Here is a 23,791-nt window from a genome sequence, read left to right as displayed (position 1 = left end):
TTTATTCTGAGCGAAGGCGAAGGACTCAGCCTGACATTCTCTTTTTAATTACAAATAACGTACTAAAAATACTTTTCTGACATGGGAAACAAAAAAGAGTTAATATCAGAAGAACGTGAAGAACTGCTTAAGACATTAAAAAAACGTTTTGAGAGAAATAAAAGCCGTCACGAAAATCTGGATTGGGATAATGTCCAAATAAAACTGGAATCCAATCCTGAAAAATTGTGGTCTCTTAATGAAATGGAGAAAACCGGAGGCGAACCTGATGTGGTTTCTTTTGATGAGAAAACTAACGAATACATTTTTTATGACTGCTCTGCAGAAAGCCCAAAAGGAAGAAGAAGTGTTTGTTATGACATTGAAGCGCAGGAGTCCAGAAAAGAATTCAAGCCCGAAAACAACGTTATCGATATGGCTGCTGAAATAGGCATCGAACTTTTAACAGAAGAACAATACAGGGAATTACAACTGCTTGGAAACTTTGATCAAAAAACTTCCAGCTGGATAAAAACGCCTCTTGAAATTAGAAAACTTGGCGGAGCCCTTTTTGCAGATTTTCGATATAATACAGTATTCGTTTATCATAATGGTGCTCAGTCTTATTATGCGGCAAGAGGTTTTAGAGGTGCTTTACGGGTTTAAAATTCATAATTTATAAACAATAACGTTGTATATTTAATAAACAATCTGTTGTTTTTAATCTTTAAAATAGGAATTCAGTACCTTTGTATATACAAATTTAAAATGCCTTTCTGTGATAGATTTCAATCCATTAGCGCTGTTCCAAACCAAGGGGAAAATCAAAAAAGTTTATCGGGAGGCAAAAGCTTCTTATTTAAACAGAATTCGTTTTGCTGTGGGGATGTTTTATTTTGGAATGGGGCTAAGTTTTGCAACCTGGGCAAGTCGAATTCCGGATATTAAAACAGCATTACATTTAAGTGAAGCTGAATTGGGTTCTGTACTTTTTGCACTTCCGGTCGGGCAATTGATTATCATGCCTTTCTCGGGCAAAATGGTAACCAGATTTGGAAGCCATCGTATTTTAATTTTCTCTTTAATTATGTATGTTTTCAGTTTGACTAATTTGGGTCTGGCTGCAAGCGCACTTCAGCTTTCGTTGGGATTATTCACTTTTGGACTGTTTGGAAATTTAGCCAACATTGCCGTAAATACACAGGGTGTTTATACCGAAACTCTTTTCAAAAAAAATATCATGTCATCCTTTCACGGTATGTGGAGTTTTGCCGGTTTTACAGGGGCTTTGGTAGGATTGGGAATGCTTTCACTTCACTTGAAACCTTATCATCATTTTCTGATTGTGGGTGTCATAGTTTTATTGATGATTGTTTTCAATTTTAAATTTTTAGTGAAAGCTAAAGAAAAAATAAAAGCAAAAACTGAAACCAAAAGAATATTTCCTAAACCGGATAGCGCCTTGATATGGCTTGGTATAATTGGTTTCTGCAGCATGGCCAGCGAAGGCGTTATGTTTGACTGGAGCGGAATTTATTTTAAGGAAATAGTAAAAGCTCCGGGTGCTCTTGTAATTTTAGGCTATACTTCATTTATGATCATGATGGCCAGCGGACGCTTTATCGGAGATGCTATGAATAATAAATTTGGCCGAAAAAGAGTTATGCAAATTAGCGGTTGTATGATTTCTGCGGGTCTTTTTACCGCTGTATTCTTTCCTTATATCATTCCTTGTACAATTGCCTTTATGGTTGTAGGTTTGGGAGTTTCTACAATAGTTCCAACGGTTTACAGTCTTGCAGGTAAAAATCCAACCGTTTCTGCGGGTGAAGCGCTAACCATTGTTTCGAGTGTAAGCTTCCTTGGATTTTTGATGGGACCTCCTGTCATCGGATATATTGCACAAACTTTTGGACTTCAGTTTTCTTTCGCTTTTATCGGAATATTTGGGGTTTTGATTGCTTTTATGGTTTCAAAAATAAAAGTATCAGACTAATTAAAAACCAGCACTTTCCGATTTATTTTCTTCTGAAAACATACTATTTGTAAGAAAATATTTTTACAAATATCCTTTCTAAATTATTTTAACAAGTAAAAAGTTTAAAATATTTATTTACATTTGTAATCTAATTCACACTTGTCACGATATATTTTTGTTTGGAAATTTTCAATACCACATTTCTTTTCAAACATTATTTCCAAAAACCAGATTTGATTTTTTGACTAAAGTTTATTGGATTTCAAAGATTTCAGTCAAAATTACTCCACCCTTTTCTTGTAAAAAAGAAGAGGGTTTTTTTAATAAATTCGGTTTTACATGCACAAAAAATCATTCGTTCTTATACTCCTTTTTACTCTTAAAATTGCTTTTGCTCAAAAAGAGACTATCTTTTCAGGGCTGGTTATAGATTCTAAAACTCAGAATCCTTTAGAAAATACAGTTGTCAGTATTCAAAATTCAGCCATAATGCAGCTCACCAAAAAAGATGGGACTTTCGAATTGCATTCGGTTCTTCCTGGTGAACAATTACTTTTAATACACAGTCAGGGCTACAAAGATTTACTTCTTAAAGTGAATTCTAATTTTAGTCAAAAAGTAAATCTCGGAGTCTTATTATTAGAAGAAGACCAAATCGAAAATCTCCAAACCACGATTATTTCACTTTTAGAAAGCGACCTGAACGAAGATAACAGTTCATCAGAAACTACTTCGGGGCTTTTGCAATCTTCCAAAGATGCATTTTTGCAGGCAGCTGCATTCAATTGGGGACAAGCGAGATTTAGTGTCCGTGGATTGGATAGCGAAAATGCAACGATGATGCTCAATGGCGTAAAAATGAATAAAATTTACGACGGAAGACCACAATGGAATAATTGGGGAGGATTAAATGATGTACTCAGAAACCAGGAATTTACTATTGGTCCTGCACCTTCTGATTATGCTTTCGGAGGGATTTTAGGCACCCAGCAAATTTTTACTCAGGCATCTGCCTACAGAAAAGGAACCCGAATATCTTTCTCGGGGACGAATACGAATTACAATTGGAGAACAATGATTACGTATGTTTCGGGCATGAAATCCTCCGGTTGGGCTTATGTTTTTTCGGTTGGAAAGCGCTGGGCAGAAGAAGGATATTTTGAAGGAACAAATTATGATGCCAACTCTTTTTTTCTAAGTGTTGAAAAAAAATTAAATCCGAAACATTCTTTAAATTTTACCGGTTTTTTTACACCGAACATACGCGGAAAAAATTCACCAAATACTGAGGAAGTTACCAATTTAAAATCGGAGAAATACAATTCGTATTGGGGATATCAAAACGGCGAAAAACGAAATGCAAGAGTAAAAAATGTCGAAGAACCATTGCTGATGCTTAATCATTATTTTAAAATTAATGACAGGATCAATCTTACATCAGCAATTATGTATCAGTTTGGAAAAGTCGGTAACAGTAATATCGATTTTCAAAATGCTGATAGCCCTGATCCAACTTACTATAGAAGATTGCCCAGTTATTTCAGTTCAATGTATGCTGCAGACAACGGAGAATTCTCAGGAGAATTTACTCCCGATTATGAAAATGCAGCAATAAGCAAAACATTGTTTTTAGAAGATTCGCAAATCAATTGGGATGCAATGTATAGAGCCAATCAGAAACCTATTATAAATTCTGAAGGAGTAATTACAGGATACGAGCCTTCAAAAAGCCATTATGTGCTTTATGAAGACAGAACCGATGACAAAACTTTGGTTGTAAACTCAAATCTTAACGCACAGCTTTCAGAAAATATATTTTTTAGCGGAGGCATACTTTTTAAAAATCTAAAATCACATAATTTTCAGAATCTTTTGGATTTATTGGGCGGTGAATATTTTGAGGATATTGATTCATTTTATAAAGGAGATCAATCGCAATCGAATTTAAAAAATCCTGACCGGCTAGTAAAAGCTGATGACACCTATGGCTATAATTTTAATTTTTATGCCACAACAGTAGAAGCTTTTACACAGTTTCGATTTGTGTACAGAAAAGTTGATTTTTACTTAGGAAATTCATTTTCTACTTCAAAATACCAGAGAGAAGGTTTATACCAAAACGGAATTTATCCGGACAACTCATTCGGAAAAAGTCAAAAAGTTAATTTTGAAAATTTTGGGTTCAAAGGCGGATTGACCTATAAAATTTCAGGAAAGCAATGGCTGTTTTGCAACGGTATGCATTTGACAAAAGCACCTTCCCTCCGAAATACTTTTTCTAATTCCAGACTAAATAATTCAATTGTAAACGGAATCGAAAATGAAAACATAAGTGCTACAGATATAAATTATGTGTATCATTCCCCAAAACTTAAAATGCGGATTACAGGTTATTATGCCTTGATAAAAAATACCACAAAGACATCCTTTTTTTATGCTGAAGGTATTTTTGATGACGGAGCCGGATACGATAATACAGATGCCTTCGTGAGTCAGACGCTGACCGGTTTGGATAAGAAAAATATCGGTGCCGAATTAAGTCTGGAGTATCAGGTTTCATCTACACTTAAAAGTTTTTTATCAGCCGCCTACGGAAGTTACACTTATAACAGCAATCCAAATGTTTTGATTACCAATGATGCAAATGCTGCCATTGCTGATACCGAAACGACTTTTGATTTTGGAAAATCATTGCTCAAAAATTACAAACAGTCCGGAATGCCACAGCAGGCATTTTCATTCGGAATGGAATATCATGATCCTAAATTTTGGTGGCTTTCTGCGAATATCAATTACATTACAGACAGTTATATCGATGTTTCTCCAATTACAAGAACGTCCCGTTTTTACATTAATCCGGCGAGCGGTTTCAACTTTCCGGAAGCTTCGGAAGAACGCACCAAAATGCTGCTTAAACAAGAAAAATTAAATCCTGTGTCACTCTTAAACATGACTGGCGGAAAATCCTGGCGTATTTATAAGACAACAATCGGGTTTTTTGCCAGTATTAATAATCTACTTGATTTTAAATATAAAACAGGCGGATTTGAGCAGGCAAGAAATTCAAACTTCAGAGAATTGAATCAGGATTTTTCAAGCGGGACTCCTTCTTTTGGACCCAAATATTTTTATGGATATGGAAGAACTTATTTCGTAAACCTAGCAATCAGTTTATAATTTTAAAAACCTTTTCAGATGAAAAACAACTATAAAAATCTCATTTCAATATTGTTTCTATTCCTTTTTTGTAATTGTAATGAAGATGTCGCCATTCCAAAATTAGAATGCACACAGCCAGATTTAATGGTAAACAGAACTGTTGAAGATGTCCTGAAAACAGGAACCATTACCGCCACAAAATATGTTTATGATGATGTAATTGAAGCTTATGTAGTTTCAAGTGATGAAAACGGAAACTTTTTTAAAATCCTATATCTTCAGACTTTGGAGACAGATACCAAACCAGCTGTAGGCTTTAGTGTTGCTGTAGATGCGACAAACACTTATATCGATTATCGTGTTGGAAATAAAGTGTATATTAAATTGAAAGATCAGTTTACTGATTTATATTATGGCGGAACGCGGATTGGAAGTTTGTATGAAGGGAATTCGGGAGCAGCATCTGTGGGAAGAATTTCTCAAAATGATTATAAAAAAGTATTAAATGCCTCGTGTACAATGCTCGATGAAGATCAATTAGTGAATCAAATTTCTATTGAAGAAGCTTTGAACGACAGTAAACTAAATACACTTATCGAATTATCAGATGTTCAGTTTTTGGAAGCTGCTATTGGGCGTCATTATTTTGAAGAGGCTAATAATGTTGGAGGTTCTACCAACTGGGGTTTAAGAGATAAATCCGGAAATCAGATTATTTTCAGAACCAGCAGTTTTGCTGATTTTTCTACCCATTTAGTTCCTGAGGGAAGCGGAAAAGTACGCGGAATTTTAACCAAATATGGTTCGGATTATCAGTTAATGGTTCGTTCCGAAAAGGATGTTGTTATGGATGGAAAAAGCAATGTTCCGTTTTTCACTGAAGATTTTCAAACTGTTACCCATAATGTCAATTTTGCATTACCCGGTTGGAGCAATATTGTAGAAAAGGCTTCAAAATTATGGAGAACGATGGTTTCTGCCGGAAATGGATATGCTGAATTCAACACCACAAGCACTACGGCAGCCCAAAATATAGCCTGGCTGGTAACTCCAAAAATTAACCTAACTGAATATAAAAATACGGTGTTGTCTTTTAGAACTGCACAACATGATTTAAAAGTTGATTCGGCTTTGAATACTTTAGAAGTTTATATCTCCACCAATTTTGACGGATCAAATGTAAGCAAAGCGACATGGATCAAACTAGATGCCAAAGTAGCGTCACTTTCTACACCAACACGCCAGTTTATGAGTTCCGGAGGGATTGACTTATCTGCTTATTCAGGAAACATCAATATTGCATTTAAGTATACAGGTTCCGGAAAAGATAAAACACTTAACGGAGCATTTATGGTGGATGATGTAAAAATGTTTGGCGAAAAATAAATTTCAAAAGGAAACATAAATAATTGTTTTGCAGAGTAAAAGAATGCTGTAAATCTAATTTAGTATGTTTTTAAATTCTTTGATTGCTAAAATTTCGCAGAATTTTGTATTTTGGTCTTCCCAAATCAATTAAAATACATATGAAAAAAATCTACCTACTTGCAATTACTGCAATATTTTCTATCAATCTACTACATAGTCAGGACAATCCTGTCCGATTAAAACAAATTAACATCGTAAAAACAAATTACCAAAATTCTAAAGACGGTGAAATTGTAAACAAGACCATAGTTTTTAAAGAAGGAAAAATTGAAACCATCACCACTTCAGATGTTATTCAGAAATTCTTTTATAACAAAAATGGATTATTGGATATGACCGTTAAGGATAAAATTGGAAGTGACTGGAAAGAAGTTGTCAATTATACTTATGATGCAGATAACAACATTACAAAATTTGTAAATAAGTATCATGAAGGTAATGATTACATCACTAAAACAGTAACTTTTAATTACGATGGAGCAAGAGTTAAAGCAATAACAAAGAAGAGTACAAACCATCAGAACATACTGGAAGACATTGAATATATTGTAGAAAACGGCATCATTGTAAGACGTACTTCACGTGACAGAAACAAAGCTATTATCGGAAAAATTGAATATGTTTATGTAAATGACAACGTATCAAAACATAAAGGTTTGGTTGGCGATAAAATATCTAAAACCTATACTTTTGATGATAAAAAATCTGTAGATCAGTTAATCGTTCAGAACTTATTTGGTGATAATTATAAAGTAATTGTACCAATGATTTCGTACCATGAAAGTGAATTTAGCTTTGAAGCAATATCGTATAATAACGAAGTTAATTTTAGCCCTACTTCAACAGCTTTGGTTGCCGTAAGCAGAAAATACAAATACAACAAACTGAATTTCCCGATTTCCTGTTCTCAAATTGAGGAAAACGGAATTGTAAAAACGGAGAAAACCTTTATTTACGAATAAAACGGTATTTTCAGTTTCCTTATAAACCATTTAGAATTTCTAAATGGTTTCTTTTTTATGGACTTATAGTAATTTCTTAAATAGAACTTAAAAACTAAATTCTATAAGTATTCTATTTACAAATCATTAAATTTGCAGCTTATTCAAAGCTATGTTAGAAAAAGAAGTAATAAATTTTGAAAGAACAGCCATTGTTGGTATTGTGACTCAAAATCAAAGTGAAGAGAAACTACAAGAATATCTTGACGAATTAGAGTTTTTGACTTTTACTGCCGGTGGTGAAGTGATTAAACGTTTTTCGCAAAAAATGGAGCGCCCAAATCCTAAGACTTTTGTGGGTACCGGAAAAATAGATGAAATCAATCTTTTTGTAAAAGAAAACGCCATATCGACTGTTATTTTTGATGATGAATTAACACCTTCACAGCAAAAAAACATTTCAAGAATCATCGATTGCAAAATCCTTGACAGAACGAATTTAATTTTAGATATTTTTGCACAAAGAGCCGAAACTTCGTACGCAAGAACTCAGGTGGAACTGGCACAATGTCAATATTTATTACCAAGACTTTCCGGTTTATGGACACACCTTGAGCGTCAAAAAGGGGGTATTGGTATGCGTGGACCCGGAGAAACTGAGATTGAAACGGACAGACGTATTGTTCGTGACCGAATTTCGTTACTGAAAGACAAAATCAAAACGATTGATAAACAAATGAGCATTCAGCGAAGCAATCGTGGCGCAATGGTACGTGTTGCCTTAGTTGGTTATACGAATGTTGGAAAATCGACTTTGATGAATGCGATTGGAAAAAGTGATGTCTTTGTCGAAAATAAATTATTTGCAACTTTAGACACAACGGTTCGAAAAGTGGTAATTAAAAACCTGCCATTTTTACTTTCAGATACAGTAGGTTTTATTCGAAAACTGCCTACTCAGCTCGTAGACTCTTTTAAAAGTACATTAGACGAAGTTCGAGAGGCTGATTTGCTGTTGCACGTTGTAGATATTTCGCACCCAGATTTTGAAGATCATATCGAATCTGTAAATCAAACCTTGTTGGAAATCAAAAGTAATGACAAACCAACGATTATGGTTTTTAATAAAATTGATGCCTACAAACATCTGATCATTGACGAAGATGATTTGATTACTGAAAAAACCAGAAAACACTGGACACTTGACGAATGGAAACAAACCTGGATGAGTAATGTTGGCGAGGACAAAGCATTGTTTATATCAGCAACACAAAAAGAGAATTTTGAAGAATTCAGAGAAATCGTGTATGAAGCGGTCCGTCAGATTCACATTACAAGGTTTCCATATAATAATTTCCTGTATCCGGATTATAAGGATGCGGTTGAGAAGGAAGAAGAATAAATTAAAATAAAGAGTCCCAAAAATTTTTGTTTTTGGGACTCTTTATTTTGATCAAAACAGTATTAAGCTTTCTTTAATTCTAATTTTTCATTATCAGGAGAAGTATAAACCTCCGAAGAAATACTTTCATAAGGTTTGTAAGTACCATCAGTATTTTTTTCTACCATTATAATTTCACCATTATATTTTTTAAAAGAAATTTCTTTTCCGCCCTCTGTTTTAATATTGAATTGATCTCCGTTAGGGTAATCAAAAGTTTTTTTCCCATTTTCGAAAATCATAATATTTGGAGAATACGAATCTAAACTCATAATACCCCCTGAACCACTTTTTGTAGGTTTGAATCTTGGCACATAGAACTCTCCTACGAATATTTTCTTTTTGTAATAAGCGGTTCCTTTTGTAGAAATATAATATACTGATTGTGAATTAAGGTTGTCAATTTTATTTTTAAAATCGCCTCTCTGATTCACAAATTCGAATTTAGAAATAGTTTTTTTAGCACTGTCTGGCCACAAACTTAATAATCCTGCTCCTTGTTTTGCTTCGGCTAAATATTCATTTGCTTTTTCAAAATTTACTTTAAAAATCTCAATTAAGCTTAAATTTAAATAAATTACCTTATTTAAATCTTTATCTTTCATTTTTCCAAATTGTTTTCCAATATAACCTTTATAAAAATTCTGCATTTCATCTAAGTAAGCATCTTCAAATGAAAGCGCTTCCAATTTGGTTAACATTTCGGCAGTTTTTGTGTTAAAAGTAACTAATTCAGGAAACTCATCGCATTTTTCAAAATTTCCGTAATTAAAAGTAGTTTTTGTTTCATTTGCGGTAATCAATAAAGTATCTAATAATTCATAAACTTGTCCACACAAAGTATTTGCCAGATCTGATTCATTTGTTTTCTTGGCACTTTTTTCAAGAACACAAGCCTTATTAATTGATGTTTGATAAATTATCTCATTGTTTTTGCTCAAAAATAAGAAACTAAAATCACCCTCAAGAGTGGTTTGACCCATTGCATTTGTTTCTCTCAACTTAGTAGGAGTGTAACCTACTAAAATTTTGATATCCGGATTTGCATTATCAATTTTTGTATCGTTTTTATACTTGTCTAATGTAATTTCTTTTTCAAAAGTTTCATCCTTAGCATGCTCTGAAGAATATGACCATCTATCTGATCCCTGAACAATAATAGAGTATTTTTTTATTGAATTAAAAAATTCAGATTTAGGTACCGGAATTGTAAACGTTTTGATTTTTGTATCTGCTTTTTGTGCATTTAAGGATGCTGAAATGAGTAGAAACATTGCTACTACTTTGATTTTGATCATTAGCTAAAGTTTTTAAGATTTATCGGATAAAAATAATATTTTAGAAAGAATAAAATCTATTTTTGTAGGCAAAATTCTAAAAATAATATTAACCAACCCCTTTATTTTATAACCTATGAAAAGAATTACTTTATTATGTTTTTCCTTGTGTTCATTTTTATCTTTTTCCCAAAAAGTTGATCTGGACAGATTTTATTTTAATGTAAACTACCAGGATCTCCCAACTACTATTGTTCCATTTGAACAAAGAACTTATTCCACCAATGTAATTACAGATGGGCCAATATCAAACCAGTTTGACGGGGCAAGAGTCTTAAATGATCAGCTAAATGTTCATGGATGGAAAAAAGTAACTCAAAATGCTTCTTTAAATGTTAACGTTAATTTAGCTGATTTCTATGAAGAAGGAACTAAGGTTGAAACAAGAACAGTAGAGGAAAAAGATAAAGACGGAAAAGTGATTCGTTCTTATCCAATGTACACTCTTGTTACTACTTACAAAGGTAAAGCTTATGCTACAGTAACGGCACCGAATATTGAAAAATCAGCTGCAGCTCCTGCACAGGAAGTTTCTAAACCTGCTAATAGATTTTTGAAAAGTACTAATCAGGAAGCTCCGGCTGAAACTTCATCTGAAAGCAAAAAAAATTATAACTTATCAAATACCTTATCTTATAAATCGGCAGAGAATGTTAGTCAGTCTTTTTTGGAAAGGGAAAATACAAAAAACAGAGGGGTTAATTTTAATAAACGTTTAAGAGAATTTATTGATGGAGCTATTAATAGTGCAAACTCTCAATTAAATTACAATTACGGTTTTACACCTGTCAGCCGTCAGGAACAATTGTGGATTATAGACTCAAAGGAAGAAGAAGGTGCTATTCAAAAAGAAGCAATTGAAGCCGTTAAAATACAATTTGCAACAATGAAAGCTGATCAGCCTATAGATAAATTGACTCAGGATTTACAGCCTTTAATTGAATATTTTGAATCTTTAAAAACTAAATATAAAGAAGATAATAAAGGATCTAGAAAAATCAGATATTCAGCTTATTATAATCTTGGAAAAATTTATTTGTATTTAGATCAGCCAGAAAAAGCTATAAAAGAAGGTGAAGGTCTGATTGCTAATGATTATGATAAAGGAGACGGAAAAGATATCATTGCCAGTGCAAACAAATTAATTGACAAATTTAATAAAGCACAAATCAAAACAAGACATAATCCTTCATTATAATTGAATCATAAAAAATGGCTGTAAATTTTTTTTACAGCCATTTTTTATACTTTAAAAATTAAAATCCGAAATTAACTCCAAGTCCAAAAACTTGTCTGGTTTGGAATCCTTCAAAGGCATTGTCGTCATAAATGGCCTGGAATGAAAAGTTTGCCGACAGGTATTTATTTACTTTCATAATAATATTGAGTGAGTAATCCATATCGACATTTTGAGGATCTTCTAAATAATTGGAGTAAAGATTCAACGTGTTTTCTGCCGTTACATTGGTCATAATGGCCAGTTTGTAATAAACCGAAGCATAGAAACCTAATTCGTAGCGCATGCTTTTACCCTGATCGACACCAAAATAATCACCGTCTACATATCCAATTCCTGAAGTGTAAGCATTGTCTACAAAAGTAAATTTTGAGGTTAATGGTGCAAAGTTAATTTTTAAGTTTTCATCCTTTGTCCAGTAAATACCGGGACCTGTAGTAAGGTAACCCGGAGACATGAATTTGGTGTTTTCGGTTCTGATTTCTTTTCCGTTTTCATCGGTACCGTAAATATAACCTGTTGTAAATTGGGTTCTGAAATTTAAAAAATAGGAATAATACCATTGTCCTATCGCTCTTTTACCTACAACCGAATTAAATTCAAAACGGTCATCTGTTTTTTTGGCAAAATCAGCAGTTTTTGTTTGTAAAAGCCCGTATGAAGCCAAAAGTTTGTTATCCCACGTTATATCATCTTTTTTATAATTGAAGTCGTAATTAATTCCTAGTGTTCCTGAAAAACTGTCTTCTCCCCCGGCTAACCAGTTATTAAAACTGGACTGATTTAATAAAAGTGAGACCGTTCCTTTGGTTTTCCATCCTTCACCTTCAATGGTATCGTTTATTTTTTTTACCGCTTTTTCGGTATTTTGAATTAATTCCTTTTCAGAATTTTGAGCCTGGACGAAAGTAAAATTTACTAAAACTACAAGTAATATAGCGATCTTTCTCATGGTAATTTAGTTTAGGTATAGTAACAAATATACTAAAAAACCATTGGAGATCGGGGATTTTGAATTGGTTAATGAGAGTTATTTCTTAGATTCTTTGTATAAAGGTACCGCAGAACAGGCCTCCCCGTACATAATACTTCGTGCAAAAGGCTGGAGATAATTTGTAGCCAAAATATAAGCACGCATAGGTACAGGTTTTCTGGAACAGCCTTTTACAATTACTGGTTTATTTTTATAAACAGAATAATCTATTTTGCTTAAGATTTCTTCGTACAAACTGGCGTCTAAATCTTCGATAGTTCCATTTACGACTTTTTTAGCAAAAGGAGCCAAATGAACACTTACCAATATCAATGCCCAGGCCGGAATAATAGCATCTGTACTGCAATGTACCGCTACATACTGATCCTGATATTGCGACCAGTCATGATTTTTAAGATGTTCCCTAAAGTCTTTTTCTTTCAATAAAAAACCTTCCAAAAGCCATTGCGAAATGTCAATCTGCACACGCATCCCTTTTGGATAATAATCCTCTAAATCAAAAACTTCTAAAGCACTATTGGCAACTTTATTGATAATTTCTTCCATATGAAAAATAGTTTCAAGTTTTAGGTTTCAAGTTTCAAATTTGCACAACCTGAAACTTGAAACTTTTAAACCTGAAACAAATATTAAAGCATTCCTAATTCTAATTTTGCTTCCTCGCTCATTAAATCTTTACTCCAAGGCGGATCAAAAGTAATTTCAACATCTACATCTTTTACGTTTTCGATGGTTTTTACTTTTTCTTCTACCTCTCTTGGTAAACTTTCTGCTACAGGACAGTTTGGAGAGGTTAAGGTCATCAGGATCTTTACTTCGTAATCAGTGTTTACCATTACATCATAGATTAATCCTAATTCGTAGATATCTACAGGAATCTCAGGATCGTAAATGCCTTTTAAAACTCTTACGATTGATTCTCCTAATTCGTTTGTGTCTATTTCTTGTTCCATTTTTTTATTTGATTTTTACCATATAAGTTATATAAGTTCATTTAATTTTTGAAGCCTAATTTATGTCGCATATTAAAAGCTCATTTAAGAACTGAACTTAAATTTCCTTATATAACTTATAGTTTAATTTTTATTTTTTTTAATCTTCGAGCCAACGGTATAATTCGTTGACGTATGTTTTTTGGCCTTCGTGATAAATATTTGTAACGTTAAAGTTTATCATTAGCCCTATTGGAGACTTTAAAAGTTTCATATAAGACATTAATTTGGCAATATGAACCGGAATAATTTTATCAACAGATTTTAATTCAAGAACTAAACAATTTTCTATGAATAAATCACATCTTAAATCTGATTCCAATTCTAAACCCTTATATTCAACCGGAATAATCAACTCAGATTGAAAATTAATTCCCCTTAAAGATAATTCTCTTATCAAGCATTGATGGTAAATGTTTTCTAAAAGCCCTGCGCCAATATTTTTATGAACTTCAATCGCCGCTCCATTAACCTGATAAATTAAATCAGTCAAATATTTCTTCGTTATCATGTGGTTTTTTTACAATAATAAGAATTAAAACAAAAGAAAGATAAAACTTACTTTTGTTTTTTTCACCATATAAGTGATATAAGTTCATTTTAAATTCTGTGATCTTATATTTACTTTCTTAAGAAAGATCAATAAACACAAAGCTTATATGCTCTAATATGAACTTATATGGTTCAAAAACTTTTAATTTTTATTTTTTGCATCAAAAGCCAAAGCATACATTTTGATGTTTTTTATCATTGAAACCAAACCGTTGGCACGGGTGGCTGATAAATGTTCTTTTAAACCAATTTCGTCAATAAATTCTGTATCCGCATTTATAATGTCTGATGCTTTTTGATTCGAGAAAGCACGAATTAAAATGGCGATTATTCCTTTGGTCAAAATCGCATCACTGTCTGCAGTGAACACAATTTTATCATCATTTTGTTCTCCCTGAAGCCACACTTTCGACTGACAGCCTTTGATTAAATTATCGTCGGTTTTGTATTCTTCTTTAATTAGCGGAAGACTTTTTCCTAATTCGATGATGTATTCATAACGCTGCATCCAGTCATCAAACATCGAGAATTCATCTATTATTTCGTCTTGTATTTCTTTGATTGTCATAATTATTCTTTAGCAAAATCAGTCAGCAAATGTACCAGTTTTTCAATTTCCTTAGGAGGAAAACCATTGTCAAAACCTTGTGTTTCGTAGGTCTTCTGATTTTGAGTTATTTTTAGATTTCCAATTGCAGCACCATCGTAAAAACGTTTTTCGGTGGGTGCTTTTAAAGTGGGAATACTTTCTACATTTATTTTTTCGAATTCGGCTATAATTTTATCCCAATTCTCTTTTTCAATTTTATTTTCTACTGGTTGTGCATCTCTTTTATTAGTCACTAAAACCATTTGATTTTGTACCACTATCTTTTTATAATAACCTCTCGACATAGCCGAATATTCGATTACTGTAAATGCCATATCTGCTTTTTTCTGGCTTGAACAGCCTGTTCCAATCAAAATTGTTAAGAGTAAAAAAGATATAATTTTCATAAGATGAAATATTAGCTTAACATGGTTTTTGCTTTTTTAACCGCTTCAACCATTTCATCAATTTCTTCTTTGGTGTTGTAAAAAGAAAACGAAGCACGAATGGTTCCCGGAATACAGAAGAAATTCATGATTGGCTGAGCACAATGATGACCTGTACGAACTGCAATTCCTAATTTGTCAATTATCGAACCAATATCATAAGGATGAATCCCATCAATATTAAACGAAACTACCGAAGCTTTATTTTTTCCGTTTCCGTAAATTCTCAGACCTTCAATTTCAAGCAGACGCTTTGTCGCGTGTTCCAGTAATTTCTTTTCCTGAAGCTGAATATTTCCAAAACCAACTTCGTTTAAATAATCAACAGCGGTTCCTAAAACGATTCCACCAGCGATATTTGGAGTCCCTGCTTCAAATTTATGAGGCAGGTCGGCATAAGTTGTTTTTTCGAAAGTTACTTCTTTAATCATTTCGCCCCCACCCTGATAAGGAGGAAGTTTGTTTAGCCACGCTTCTTTTCCGTATAGAATTCCGGTTCCGGTTGGCCCGCACATTTTATGCCCTGAAAAAGCGTAAAAATCACAATCCAAATCCTGAACATCCGGTTTTAAATGCGGAACGGCCTGTGCCCCGTCAATTAAAACGGCAGCTCCAACGGCATGTGCTTTTGCGATCATTTCTTTTACAGGATTGATTACACCCAATGCATTCGAAATATGATTTACCGTAACAATTTTTGTTTTCTCAGATAATAATGATTCGTATTCGCTAATGATCAGCTCGCCTTCTTCGTTTATCGGAATTACTTTTAGTACGGCGCCTGTTTTTTCGCACAACATTTGCCACGGTACAATATTACTGTGGTGCTCCAGAGAAGAAACTAAAACTTCGTCACCCGGTTTTAGAATAGAAGCAAAACCATTGGCTACTAAATTGATTCCGTGTGTTGTTCCCGAAGTAAATAAAACCTCGTGAGAAAATTTGGCATTAATATGATGTTGCAGCTTTACACGTGAAATTTCATAAGCATCAGTCGCTAACTGACTTAAAGTATGAACTCCACGGTGAATATTGGCGTTTATTTCCTGATAATATTTCGCTTCGGCATCAATTACAACCTGTGGTTTTTGTGAGGTTGCACCATTGTCGAAATATATTAATGGTTTTCCGTTTACTTTTTCAGAAAGTATCGGAAAATCAGCTCTTATTTTTTGAATATCCAGCATAATTTATTTAGAAAAATTCTATGTACAAAAGTACTAAAACTAAATTGTTTTATCCGCCAATTCTATAATTTCCTTTTATAGCACTATCACTCCCTGTTTTAATAACTTGAATAATTATTTTTTAACACATAGAAACATAGATTTTGTAAACTTAAAAAAAGGCGTTTTACTTATTCTAAAACACATAGCCATGTGTTGAGAAATGTGTTTCTCTTTTTATCCTTTTCAAAAGTAGAAAAACCTATGTATCTATGTGTTTAAATTAACCTAATATGATTTTAATCTAAGAGGTTGAATTATTCAGATTACCTAAAGCATCTATTGAAATCGTGACCTTAAATTATTTATCTTGCATAAAAAACAACTGTATCGAAATATGAAAAAAATTCTCAAATTACTTGGTGTTCTTCTTCTTTTAATCCTTTTATATTTCGGATTTACGACTTATCCGAAGCTGGATCTGATTTCTGGCTTTTCAGCCAAAAGTATTGCTTCAGGACATTTTCTGGATAACCGTTCAAAAGAATTAATCGAAAAAACCGACAACGACATTAATCTGATTGATTTGGCCACCAACACCATTGATGATGCCGGAAAATTTGCTACTTCATCAGTTTACGGATTGAAAGAACGAAAAGCAATCTACCGCGAAGGTTTGGGGGCAATCTTAATTAATGATGATTTTGATGTTTCGAAACCTTACCTGCTTCCTAAAAGAGCCAAATCGAAAACATTGCCTTTTCCTTATGGAAATATTGACCCGAAAGACACCATTTTTACGAATATTGATTATAACCAATTACAAAAAACAATTGATAACGCATTCGATAAATCAGGTGGAAAATTAAAGCGAACACGCGCTGTTGTGGTTTTATACAAAAACAAACTGATTGCCGAAAAATACGATACCGGTTTTACGAAAGACAGTAAAATTTTAGGCTGGTCGATGACAAAAAGCATTACAAGTTCGGCCTTTGGAGTTTTAGCGAAACAGGGAAAAATAGACATTTATAAACCTGCTCCTGTTGCAGAATGGCAAAATGACGAGCGTAAAAATATTACTATAAACGATCTGCTGCACATGAATTCAGGTCTGGAATGGGAAGAGAATTACAACACTATCTGTGATGCTACCAAAATGCTTTTTCTGGCCGAAGATATGGGCAAAGTACAGCTGGACAAACCGGCTCAGTTTAAACCCAACACACATTGGAATTACTCCTCGGGAACGACCAACTTATTGTCTTTGATTTTGAGAAGGCAATTTAAAACGCAGCAGGAATACCTTGATTTTTGGTACAGCGCTGTGATTGACAAAATTGGAATGAGTTCGATGATTACAGAACAGGACATGACCGGAACTTTTGTAGGTTCGTCATACGGATGGGCAACAGCGCGCGACTGGTCGAAATTTGGATTGTTATACCTGAATAAAGGCAACTGGAACGGCGAACAAATTCTGGATGAAAGCTGGGTAAAATACACCGCAACACCAACTAATACTTCTGAAGGAAAATATGGTGCTCAATTCTGGCTGAATGCAGGTAGAAAATTCCCGGACGCACCTCGTGACATGTTTTACTGCAACGGTTATCAGGGACAAATGGTTGCCATTATTCCGTCAAAAGATATGGTGATTGTGCGAATGGGACTGAAGGAAGATCCTGCTTTTGATTTTAATGGGTTTTTGAAAGGGATTGTTGGGAGTATAAAGAAAATTTAAAGTTTCTTTCGAAGAAATACCTAGCCCCGATAGAAGTGGAAATCCTTTTTTGAGATTCTTTATCGAAAAAAAGATTGAAACGAATAGCAGGAAATAGCTCCTAAAAAAACCGATACACTTAAAAAGTCTATCGGTTTTATATTTTTATAAGTTTTAAAAATTATTTCTTAGCTACAAACCTCGGATCAGATTCCATAACGCTTCCGCAATTATCGCAGGTTCTTAGCTCTTCTGAATTGTAGAAATGTTCAAAATGCGGCAGGAAATCTTTCTCGATATTGTGCAATTCAAAAAACACTTCATATAATTTATGGTTACAGTTGTCGCAATGCCAAAGCAATCCGTCTGTGTAGCCTAATCCTGCACGTTTTCGCTCAATCACCAAACCAATTGAACCTTCAGAACGAACAGGTGAATGTGGGACTTTAGCAGGATGCAGATACATATCACCGGAATTCAGAACCATTTCTTTGCGTTCGCCTTCTTCCTGAATTACTACTTTTATATTTCCTTCGAGTTGATAAAAAAGCTCCTCGGTTTCGTTGTAATGATAATCTTTTCGCGCATTTGGGCCCGCTACGATCATGACAATATAATCCCCGGAGTCAACATATAAATTTTTATTTCCAACAGGTGGTTTTAGTAAATGACGGTTTTCGTCTATCCATTTAGTCAGGTTGAAAGGTTTTGCTATAGCCATTATTTTGAGATTCTAAGTTTTAAGTTTCTGAGAAGCTAAGTTAAGGAAAATTGTAGAGACGCACTGCAGTGCGTCTTTCGGTTCCCATAAATTTTGTCATATCATGTAGACGCACTGTGCGTCTCTACGGTTTTATTTCTTTTATCAGATAAATATAAACCGGAAAATGGTCGCTGAAACCGATTTCATTTGTGCTGTGCCGCAACGGATACCCTTTGTATTTTCCAGAATTTTGAATAAGATAAGGTTTATTGAAAATTCCGGCTTTCCAAAATTTGAATGATGCAAAATCAGGTTTTATGAGCGATTGTGTAATAATGATTTGGTCAAAAATATCCCAGGAATCCCGAAAAGCGGTGGTTCCCATGCTGCGTTTCGCCATTTCTTCAAACGGATTGTAAGTCCCAAATTCAGGAACTTCAGACTTTTTGGCTTTTGCTCCCAGCGCCATTTTTATACTTTTGTTATAAGGACCGTCGTTTAAATCGCCTATTGTAATCACTTTTGCATTTGGATTAATTTGTTGTAACGAATCGATTATTTTGCGGTTTAATTTTCCGGCTGCTTCGCGATATTCGCTCGTGGCTTTTTCACCTCCCGAGCGCGAAGGCCAGTGATTGACAATGATACTGATTTCTTCTCCTTCTAAAAAACCGGTTATCAAAAGCTGATCCCGGGTAAAAACACGATTGTTTTGAACTGTCTTCTTTGTTTCTTCGTCTGTTGATTCTTCTTTTTCCTTTTCTTCTACATTTTTATTTTGTAATATATATAAAGGTATGTTTGAAAAAGTAGTGGGTTTGAAGAATTTCTTCTGATACAATAATGCCACATCTATCCCACGTTTGTCGGGCGAATCAAAATGGATGATGCCGTAATCTAAAGAAAGTAGTTTTGGTTGCTTAATCAAATCTTCTAAAACGACTCTGTTCTCAATTTCAGAACCTCCAACCAAAACAGGTGCATTTGGGTTTTCCGGCTTTCCGATTTCTGATATTACCTTAGATAGGTTCAGGAGTTTTTGATTGTATTTTTCTATTGTCCAGTTTTGAGCTCCGTTTGGTGTCCACTCATCATCATTCGTATAAATATCATCAATGGTGTCAAAAAGATTTTCGAAATTATAAAAGGCGACGGTGTGAACACTGTATTTTTTTGCTTGTCCGAAAGCTGTAATCCAAAAAAAGAAAATAAAATAAATTCTAAGTGTAATTATTCGCATAAAAAATTGATCTTTTAAATTGTTGAAATTAATCAAACTTTATGTTTGTAGGAAATTTCAATTAATTTTATTTTTTTAAATCTTTATCTTTGTTAGAAATAAATCAAAAGCCAAAAAAGAAAATGAATACAAGCAGATTCCTTCCCCTAAACAGCCGTTTTGCTTTTTGTAAATTCGTATTCCTTATTTTTGCTTTACAATCCTTTATCTGTCAATCACAACAAAATATGATAACACCACCTTATTTACAAAAAGGAGATACTGTAGCTCTTTTGGCAACCGCCCGAAAAAACATCGACGACAATTTAAAACCTACCATAGATTTACTGAAAAGCTGGGGATTAGAAGCCGTAATTGGAAGTTCAATTGGTCTGGATTACCATCAATTGGCAGGTACAGATGAACAGCGTGCTGCCGATTTTCAAAAGCAGCTCGATAATCCAAATATAAAAGCGATCTGGTGCGTGCGAGGCGGTTACGGAACTGTCAGAATGCTGGATTTACTGGATTTTACCAAATTCAGACAACATCCAAAATGGGTTGTTGGTTTTAGTGATGTGACGGTTTTACACAATCATTTGAATACAATGGGTTACAAATCGATTCATGGTGTAATGCCGGTTACGATTCCGCGTGCGACACCGGCTGCTATCAGTTCGATGAAATCGGCTTTGTTTGGCGAGTCTTTGTCCTATTCGGTTGCTCCTCATCCTATGAACCGTTTTGGTCAGGGAACAGGCGAATTAGTGGGTGGAAATCTTTCTATTTTATACAGTTTGTTAGGATCGCCATCTGCAATTGACTGCAAAGACAAAATTTTATTTATTGAAGATTTAGACGAATACCTGTATCATATTGATCGTATGATGATGAATTTACATCGAAACGGCTGTATCGAAAACCTGAAAGGAATCATTATTGGAGGCATGACCAAAATGAAAGACAATGAAGTTCCATGGGGGAAAAATGCCCTTGAAATCATTGACGATGTGACTAAAAAATACAATATTCCGGTAATTTTTAATTTTCCGGCAGGCCATATTCAGGACAATCGTGCGCTTGTTATGGGAAGTACAATTTCTATTGATGTGAATGCTTCGGGAAGTACTGTTGTTTTTAAGTAAAAAAAGTAATGAGTTAATAGTTATAGGTTATGAGTTCCAAAATAATTTCATAACCTATATTTTTTTACAATAATTTCATTACACTGATATCTCATAACTTTTAACTCATATCTTCAAAAAATGGCTGAACACAACGAACTCGGAAAAAAAGGTGAAGATTTAGCCGTTGAATTTCTGCTACAAAACGACTATAAAATTCTAGAAAGAAACTGGATTTTTCAAAAAGCCGAAATTGATATTCTCGCCAAAAAAGATAATTTTCTGGCGGTGATTGAAGTCAAGACAAGATCGAGTTTAGATTACGGTTCTCCGCAGGATTTTGTGAAACCAAAAAAGATTCAGCTGCTCATAAAAGCAGTAAATGCCTACATAAACGATAGGGAAAAGGATTTTGAAGATGATTTAGAAATAAGATTTGACATCATTGCGATCCATAAAACCGAGGAAACATTTGCTATTGAGCATCTTACTGACGCTTTTTATCATTTTTAACATATTTTTTTATTGTTATATTTGTAACAAATTGTTTTTTAATTTATCTTTGCAAAGATTTATAACATCAAACAACAACCAAACTAACACAATTACGTTACCCAAAAACAATTAAAAGATTATGAAAACCGTTTCTTCGATTGTAGAAAATTACATCAAAACAAAACCCTTTTTGTTAAATGCATTATCCTTGGGGATTATCAATTTGACTTCTTTATCCCGTAACATTATGACGGAATTAGAAAGCGAATTTGGTAAAGAAGTAAAACAAGGAGCTGTAGTAATGTCGTTAAAACGACTAACAGAAGAACTAGATTTTAAACTGAACCACAAAATCAACAAAGTCATTAAAAACATTGGTGAAATCACGGTTCGTTCTGAACTGACAGATTACACTTTTGCAGCTTCTGATACTGTATTAAACAAACAGGCTGATTTGATTTCTGATATTAATGTTTTATCTGATATCTTTTATACTTCATCAAGAGGGGTAAACGAAACAAATATTGTAGTAAGCAGCAGTATCAACCATTTGGTAGAAAAACACTTTTTACGTGAAAAACTGATTCAGAAACTGGATAACCTGGCTTCTATTACCGTAAAATTGCCAAAAGAAAATATCGTGGTTCCGGGAATTTACTATTTCATTTTTCAGCGTTTAGCGTGGGAAGGAATCATTATCAATGAAGTAATTTCGACTTCAAACGAATTTACAATCCTTGTAGGAGAAGAGCAGGTTGATGTTGCTTTTAAAGTAATCAAAGACTTAAAAAATTAATTTCTTTCGAGAGAAAACCCCAAATCAAAAAAAAAGAAAAAACACAATATATAGAAGGGACTGTTTCACGACAGTCCCTTTTTTTATGCATCATTTTGTAATTTTTTATCTAATTGTTTAACAGCTCCAGTACCTGAAATGCTTCTTATAGACACTAGTGGTATTGATATTGAAAAATCAACAATATAACAGTATTTATCTGTCAAATGCAACAATTAAATTACTACCTTCGAACCGCTAAAAATAGCAAGTATCAATAATTTTGTGAATTGACACTCTGGAAATAATATTAATAAAATTACCTCTTTACAAATGAAAATTAGAAAAATCGGACCTAACAATGATTTGCATGACGCTAACAATAACAAAAAAAAGGTTTACAAAATTATCCTGGCTGCTGTAATCATTCTTTCAACAGCAACTTTTTTTGGTTTTAAATATTTAAAAAAGGAACCCGCTTCTATTTGCTTAGATTCCGACACAAAAGTCTATAACGAATACAAAGAGGCAGTTGTACTAATAAAACACAGCTATGGATATTTTGCAAAAATCAAAGGAAAAGAAATTCAGCTTATTAACGAGGATGCAAAAGAAGAAACGGTTTTCGGAACTGGTTTTTTTATAGACAGAGAAGGAAAAATATTGACTAACAGCCATGTTTTACAGCCATGGAATTCATCAGATGAAGAGCAGGAAAAAACAAATACTGTTATAAGAAATTTGAGGTTGAAAATTGCTTCAATTCTAACTACTGATATTTCTGAAGAAGAGTATCAAAGTTTTATTGAAAGAAACTGGAAAGTTGCCTCTGCTTATGACGAAAGTGAAGGCGAAGGTGATTATGAGGGTGAAGGCGAAAGTGAACAAACAAGTGAAGAGCCAGCTGGTGAAGAATTTATCAGTTCAAATGATACAGAAACAGATACAACCAATACAGATATTGCAGCAGCCATTCCGGTTAAAGAATATGTATCGAAAGAAGATATTGAGGTATATGTAAAAACGGTAGATATCGCTGTTGCACTTCATGATTCTGATGACCAATGGCTTAGCTGTGAAATCGAAAAAATTTCAGAAGATGCCAATATTGATTTAGGTACTGTACGACTAACAGATCATAAAACTCCGGAAAGTGTTGTAAACATCATCAATCTTGACAATGCAGTTGAGGATGATACTTCTTTAAATCCAGGACAAAAAGCAATAATGGTTGGCTATCCTTTGGGAATGGATTTGGCACAGACAAATTCAGGTATAAAAGTGCAGCTTTATGATGGCAAAATAAGTAAAGAATCAGACGGGAATAAAATTCAATATAGTATCACTTCTACTCATGGTGCCAGCGGTGCACCGGTATTTAATGAGTGTGGCCAGCTGATTGCAGTCAATTTCAGTGGAGTAGATGAGGTACAGGGGTTTAATTTCGGAATTGTCGCTAAGCATATTAGCAGTTTCTAATTGAACCTCTTATGATTTTATTAGTTTTTCTCCT

At 33.8% G+C, this 23,791-nt stretch carries 22 protein-coding genes; 12 read left to right on the top strand and 10 right to left on the bottom strand.

All coding sequences use genetic code 11. The features are described from left to right. Positions 1-81: 81 nt before the first annotated feature. The 6 genes from GWR14_RS11625 to hflX all read left to right on the top strand — a co-directional run bounded on the left by GWR14_RS11625 (position 82) and on the right by hflX (position 8,887). Entirely contained in the window at positions 82-645 is a 564-nt protein-coding gene (locus tag GWR14_RS11625; RefSeq protein ID WP_163409193.1) for a DUF4256 domain-containing protein, read from the top strand. A 112-nt stretch (positions 646-757) separates the two neighbouring features. After that, the gene (locus GWR14_RS11620) at positions 758-1,975 is read left to right on the top strand and encodes an MFS transporter (RefSeq protein ID WP_163409192.1); all 1,218 of its coding nucleotides are present in this window, start codon (positions 758-760) and stop codon (positions 1,973-1,975) included. A 321-nt stretch (positions 1,976-2,296) separates the two neighbouring features. Continuing rightward, positions 2,297-5,134 (top strand): carboxypeptidase-like regulatory domain-containing protein, encoded by a 2,838-nt coding sequence (locus GWR14_RS11615; RefSeq protein ID WP_163409191.1) that lies wholly within the window; start codon positions 2,297-2,299, stop codon positions 5,132-5,134. Between the two features lie 18 nt (positions 5,135-5,152). After that, a complete protein-coding gene (locus GWR14_RS11610; protein ID WP_163409190.1) occupies positions 5,153-6,502 on the top strand; it encodes a DUF5689 domain-containing protein in 1,350 nt (449 codons plus the stop codon). A 140-nt stretch (positions 6,503-6,642) separates the two neighbouring features. Continuing rightward, complete coding sequence (locus tag GWR14_RS11605; RefSeq protein ID WP_163409189.1) at positions 6,643-7,506, top strand: hypothetical protein; 864 nt, start codon at positions 6,643-6,645, stop codon at positions 7,504-7,506. 151 nt (positions 7,507-7,657) lie between these two features. Beyond that, entirely contained in the window at positions 7,658-8,887 is a 1,230-nt protein-coding gene (gene hflX, locus GWR14_RS11600) for a GTPase HflX (protein WP_163409188.1), read from the top strand. Between the two features lie 62 nt (positions 8,888-8,949). Here the strand turns inward: hflX and GWR14_RS11595 are convergent, their stop codons facing one another. Continuing rightward, a complete protein-coding gene (locus GWR14_RS11595) occupies positions 8,950-10,224 on the bottom strand; it encodes a hypothetical protein (protein WP_163409187.1) in 1,275 nt (424 codons plus the stop codon). 115 nt (positions 10,225-10,339) lie between these two features. Between GWR14_RS11595 and GWR14_RS11590 the strand changes: the two genes are divergently transcribed. After that, positions 10,340-11,461, top strand: a complete 1,122-nt coding sequence (locus GWR14_RS11590; protein WP_163409186.1) for a hypothetical protein — start codon at positions 10,340-10,342, stop codon at positions 11,459-11,461. Positions 11,462-11,519: 58 nt separating this feature from the next. Here GWR14_RS11590 and GWR14_RS11585 read toward each other — a convergent pair whose 3' ends face one another. The 7 genes from GWR14_RS11585 to GWR14_RS11555 all read right to left on the bottom strand — a co-directional run bounded on the left by GWR14_RS11585 (position 11,520) and on the right by GWR14_RS11555 (position 16,260). After that, positions 11,520-12,452, bottom strand: coding sequence for a DUF3078 domain-containing protein (locus tag GWR14_RS11585; RefSeq protein ID WP_163409185.1), 933 nt, complete (start codon positions 12,450-12,452; stop codon positions 11,520-11,522). A gap of 78 nt (positions 12,453-12,530) precedes the next feature. Further along, positions 12,531-13,040: a DUF2480 family protein gene (locus GWR14_RS11580; protein WP_163409184.1), complete on the bottom strand. Its 510-nt coding sequence runs from the start codon at positions 13,038-13,040 to the stop codon at positions 12,531-12,533. A gap of 83 nt (positions 13,041-13,123) precedes the next feature. After that, the gene (locus GWR14_RS11575) at positions 13,124-13,447 is read right to left on the bottom strand and encodes an SUF system Fe-S cluster assembly protein (RefSeq protein WP_135221559.1); all 324 of its coding nucleotides are present in this window, start codon (positions 13,445-13,447) and stop codon (positions 13,124-13,126) included. A 139-nt stretch (positions 13,448-13,586) separates the two neighbouring features. Beyond that, positions 13,587-13,997 carry a GxxExxY protein gene (locus GWR14_RS11570; protein WP_163409183.1) on the bottom strand — a complete coding sequence of 137 codons (411 nt, stop codon included), beginning with the start codon at positions 13,995-13,997 and terminating at the stop codon, positions 13,587-13,589. A 183-nt stretch (positions 13,998-14,180) separates the two neighbouring features. Next, complete coding sequence (locus GWR14_RS11565; RefSeq protein ID WP_163409182.1) at positions 14,181-14,606, bottom strand: SufE family protein; 426 nt, start codon at positions 14,604-14,606, stop codon at positions 14,181-14,183. A gap of 2 nt (positions 14,607-14,608) precedes the next feature. After that, positions 14,609-15,034: a hypothetical protein gene (locus tag GWR14_RS11560; protein ID WP_163409181.1), complete on the bottom strand. Its 426-nt coding sequence runs from the start codon at positions 15,032-15,034 to the stop codon at positions 14,609-14,611. Positions 15,035-15,045: 11 nt separating this feature from the next. After that, positions 15,046-16,260: an aminotransferase class V-fold PLP-dependent enzyme gene (locus GWR14_RS11555; RefSeq protein ID WP_163409180.1), complete on the bottom strand. Its 1,215-nt coding sequence runs from the start codon at positions 16,258-16,260 to the stop codon at positions 15,046-15,048. Positions 16,261-16,636: 376 nt separating this feature from the next. Between GWR14_RS11555 and GWR14_RS11550 the strand changes: the two genes are divergently transcribed. Then, entirely contained in the window at positions 16,637-17,983 is a 1,347-nt protein-coding gene (locus tag GWR14_RS11550; RefSeq protein ID WP_163409179.1) for a serine hydrolase domain-containing protein, read from the top strand. Positions 17,984-18,143: 160 nt separating this feature from the next. On the opposite strand, the gene GWR14_RS11545 is transcribed toward GWR14_RS11550, so the two are convergent. Both GWR14_RS11545 and GWR14_RS11540 read right to left on the bottom strand, forming a co-directional pair. Next, positions 18,144-18,683: a 3-hydroxyanthranilate 3,4-dioxygenase gene (locus GWR14_RS11545; protein ID WP_163409178.1), complete on the bottom strand. Its 540-nt coding sequence runs from the start codon at positions 18,681-18,683 to the stop codon at positions 18,144-18,146. 124 nt (positions 18,684-18,807) lie between these two features. Next, on the bottom strand, positions 18,808-19,905 hold the full coding sequence (locus tag GWR14_RS11540; protein WP_163409177.1) for an endonuclease/exonuclease/phosphatase family protein: 1,098 nt from the start codon (positions 19,903-19,905) through the stop codon (positions 18,808-18,810). Between the two features lie 227 nt (positions 19,906-20,132). Here GWR14_RS11540 and GWR14_RS11535 point away from each other — a divergent pair, with 227 nt between their 5' ends. The 4 genes from GWR14_RS11535 (at position 20,133) to GWR14_RS11520 (ending at position 23,757) form a co-directional block, all read left to right on the top strand. Continuing rightward, positions 20,133-21,029 (top strand): S66 peptidase family protein, encoded by an 897-nt coding sequence (locus GWR14_RS11535; RefSeq protein WP_163409176.1) that lies wholly within the window; start codon positions 20,133-20,135, stop codon positions 21,027-21,029. Positions 21,030-21,149: 120 nt separating this feature from the next. Further along, a complete protein-coding gene (locus GWR14_RS11530; RefSeq protein WP_163409175.1) occupies positions 21,150-21,521 on the top strand; it encodes a YraN family protein in 372 nt (123 codons plus the stop codon). Between the two features lie 121 nt (positions 21,522-21,642). Beyond that, positions 21,643-22,299: a hypothetical protein gene (locus GWR14_RS11525; RefSeq protein ID WP_007808595.1), complete on the top strand. Its 657-nt coding sequence runs from the start codon at positions 21,643-21,645 to the stop codon at positions 22,297-22,299. 312 nt (positions 22,300-22,611) lie between these two features. Next, the gene (locus tag GWR14_RS11520; protein WP_163409174.1) at positions 22,612-23,757 is read left to right on the top strand and encodes a S1 family peptidase; all 1,146 of its coding nucleotides are present in this window, start codon (positions 22,612-22,614) and stop codon (positions 23,755-23,757) included. The last annotated feature ends 34 nt before the right edge of the window (positions 23,758-23,791 follow it).

The sequence above is a fragment of the Flavobacterium ajazii genome (assembly GCF_010614725.1).
GTDB lineage: Bacteria > Bacteroidota > Bacteroidia > Flavobacteriales > Flavobacteriaceae > Flavobacterium > Flavobacterium ajazii.
The sequence above is the reverse complement of the archived record's forward strand: the minus strand, read 5'-3'. Positions and strand labels throughout refer to the sequence as shown.

Excerpts from the sequence above, each read along its gene's own strand:
- GWR14_RS11555 (WP_163409180.1), bottom strand. The coding sequence starts at position 16,260 with ATGCTGGATATTCAAAAAATAAGAGCTGATTTTCCGATACTTTCTGAA.
- GWR14_RS11580 (WP_163409184.1), bottom strand. The coding sequence starts at position 13,040 with ATGGAAGAAATTATCAATAAAGTTGCCAATAGTGCTTTAGAAGTTTTT.
- GWR14_RS11565 (WP_163409182.1), bottom strand. The coding sequence starts at position 14,606 with ATGACAATCAAAGAAATACAAGACGAAATAATAGATGAATTCTCGATG.
- GWR14_RS11535 (WP_163409176.1), top strand. The coding sequence starts at position 20,133 with ATGATAACACCACCTTATTTACAAAAAGGAGATACTGTAGCTCTTTTG.
- GWR14_RS11615 (WP_163409191.1), top strand. The coding sequence starts at position 2,297 with ATGCACAAAAAATCATTCGTTCTTATACTCCTTTTTACTCTTAAAATT.
- GWR14_RS11595 (WP_163409187.1), bottom strand. The coding sequence starts at position 10,224 with ATGATCAAAATCAAAGTAGTAGCAATGTTTCTACTCATTTCAGCATCC.
- GWR14_RS11560 (WP_163409181.1), bottom strand. The coding sequence starts at position 15,034 with ATGAAAATTATATCTTTTTTACTCTTAACAATTTTGATTGGAACAGGC.
- GWR14_RS11605 (WP_163409189.1), top strand. The coding sequence starts at position 6,643 with ATGAAAAAAATCTACCTACTTGCAATTACTGCAATATTTTCTATCAAT.
- GWR14_RS11550 (WP_163409179.1), top strand. The coding sequence starts at position 16,637 with ATGAAAAAAATTCTCAAATTACTTGGTGTTCTTCTTCTTTTAATCCTT.
- GWR14_RS11590 (WP_163409186.1), top strand. The coding sequence starts at position 10,340 with ATGAAAAGAATTACTTTATTATGTTTTTCCTTGTGTTCATTTTTATCT.
- GWR14_RS11545 (WP_163409178.1), bottom strand. The coding sequence starts at position 18,683 with ATGGCTATAGCAAAACCTTTCAACCTGACTAAATGGATAGACGAAAAC.
- GWR14_RS11530 (WP_163409175.1), top strand. The coding sequence starts at position 21,150 with ATGGCTGAACACAACGAACTCGGAAAAAAAGGTGAAGATTTAGCCGTT.
- GWR14_RS11625 (WP_163409193.1), top strand. The coding sequence starts at position 82 with ATGGGAAACAAAAAAGAGTTAATATCAGAAGAACGTGAAGAACTGCTT.
- GWR14_RS11540 (WP_163409177.1), bottom strand. The coding sequence starts at position 19,905 with ATGCGAATAATTACACTTAGAATTTATTTTATTTTCTTTTTTTGGATT.
- GWR14_RS11575 (WP_135221559.1), bottom strand. The coding sequence starts at position 13,447 with ATGGAACAAGAAATAGACACAAACGAATTAGGAGAATCAATCGTAAGA.
- GWR14_RS11570 (WP_163409183.1), bottom strand. The coding sequence starts at position 13,997 with ATGATAACGAAGAAATATTTGACTGATTTAATTTATCAGGTTAATGGA.
- GWR14_RS11610 (WP_163409190.1), top strand. The coding sequence starts at position 5,153 with ATGAAAAACAACTATAAAAATCTCATTTCAATATTGTTTCTATTCCTT.
- GWR14_RS11520 (WP_163409174.1), top strand. The coding sequence starts at position 22,612 with ATGAAAATTAGAAAAATCGGACCTAACAATGATTTGCATGACGCTAAC.
- GWR14_RS11585 (WP_163409185.1), bottom strand. The coding sequence starts at position 12,452 with ATGAGAAAGATCGCTATATTACTTGTAGTTTTAGTAAATTTTACTTTC.
- hflX (WP_163409188.1), top strand. The coding sequence starts at position 7,658 with ATGTTAGAAAAAGAAGTAATAAATTTTGAAAGAACAGCCATTGTTGGT.
- GWR14_RS11525 (WP_007808595.1), top strand. The coding sequence starts at position 21,643 with ATGAAAACCGTTTCTTCGATTGTAGAAAATTACATCAAAACAAAACCC.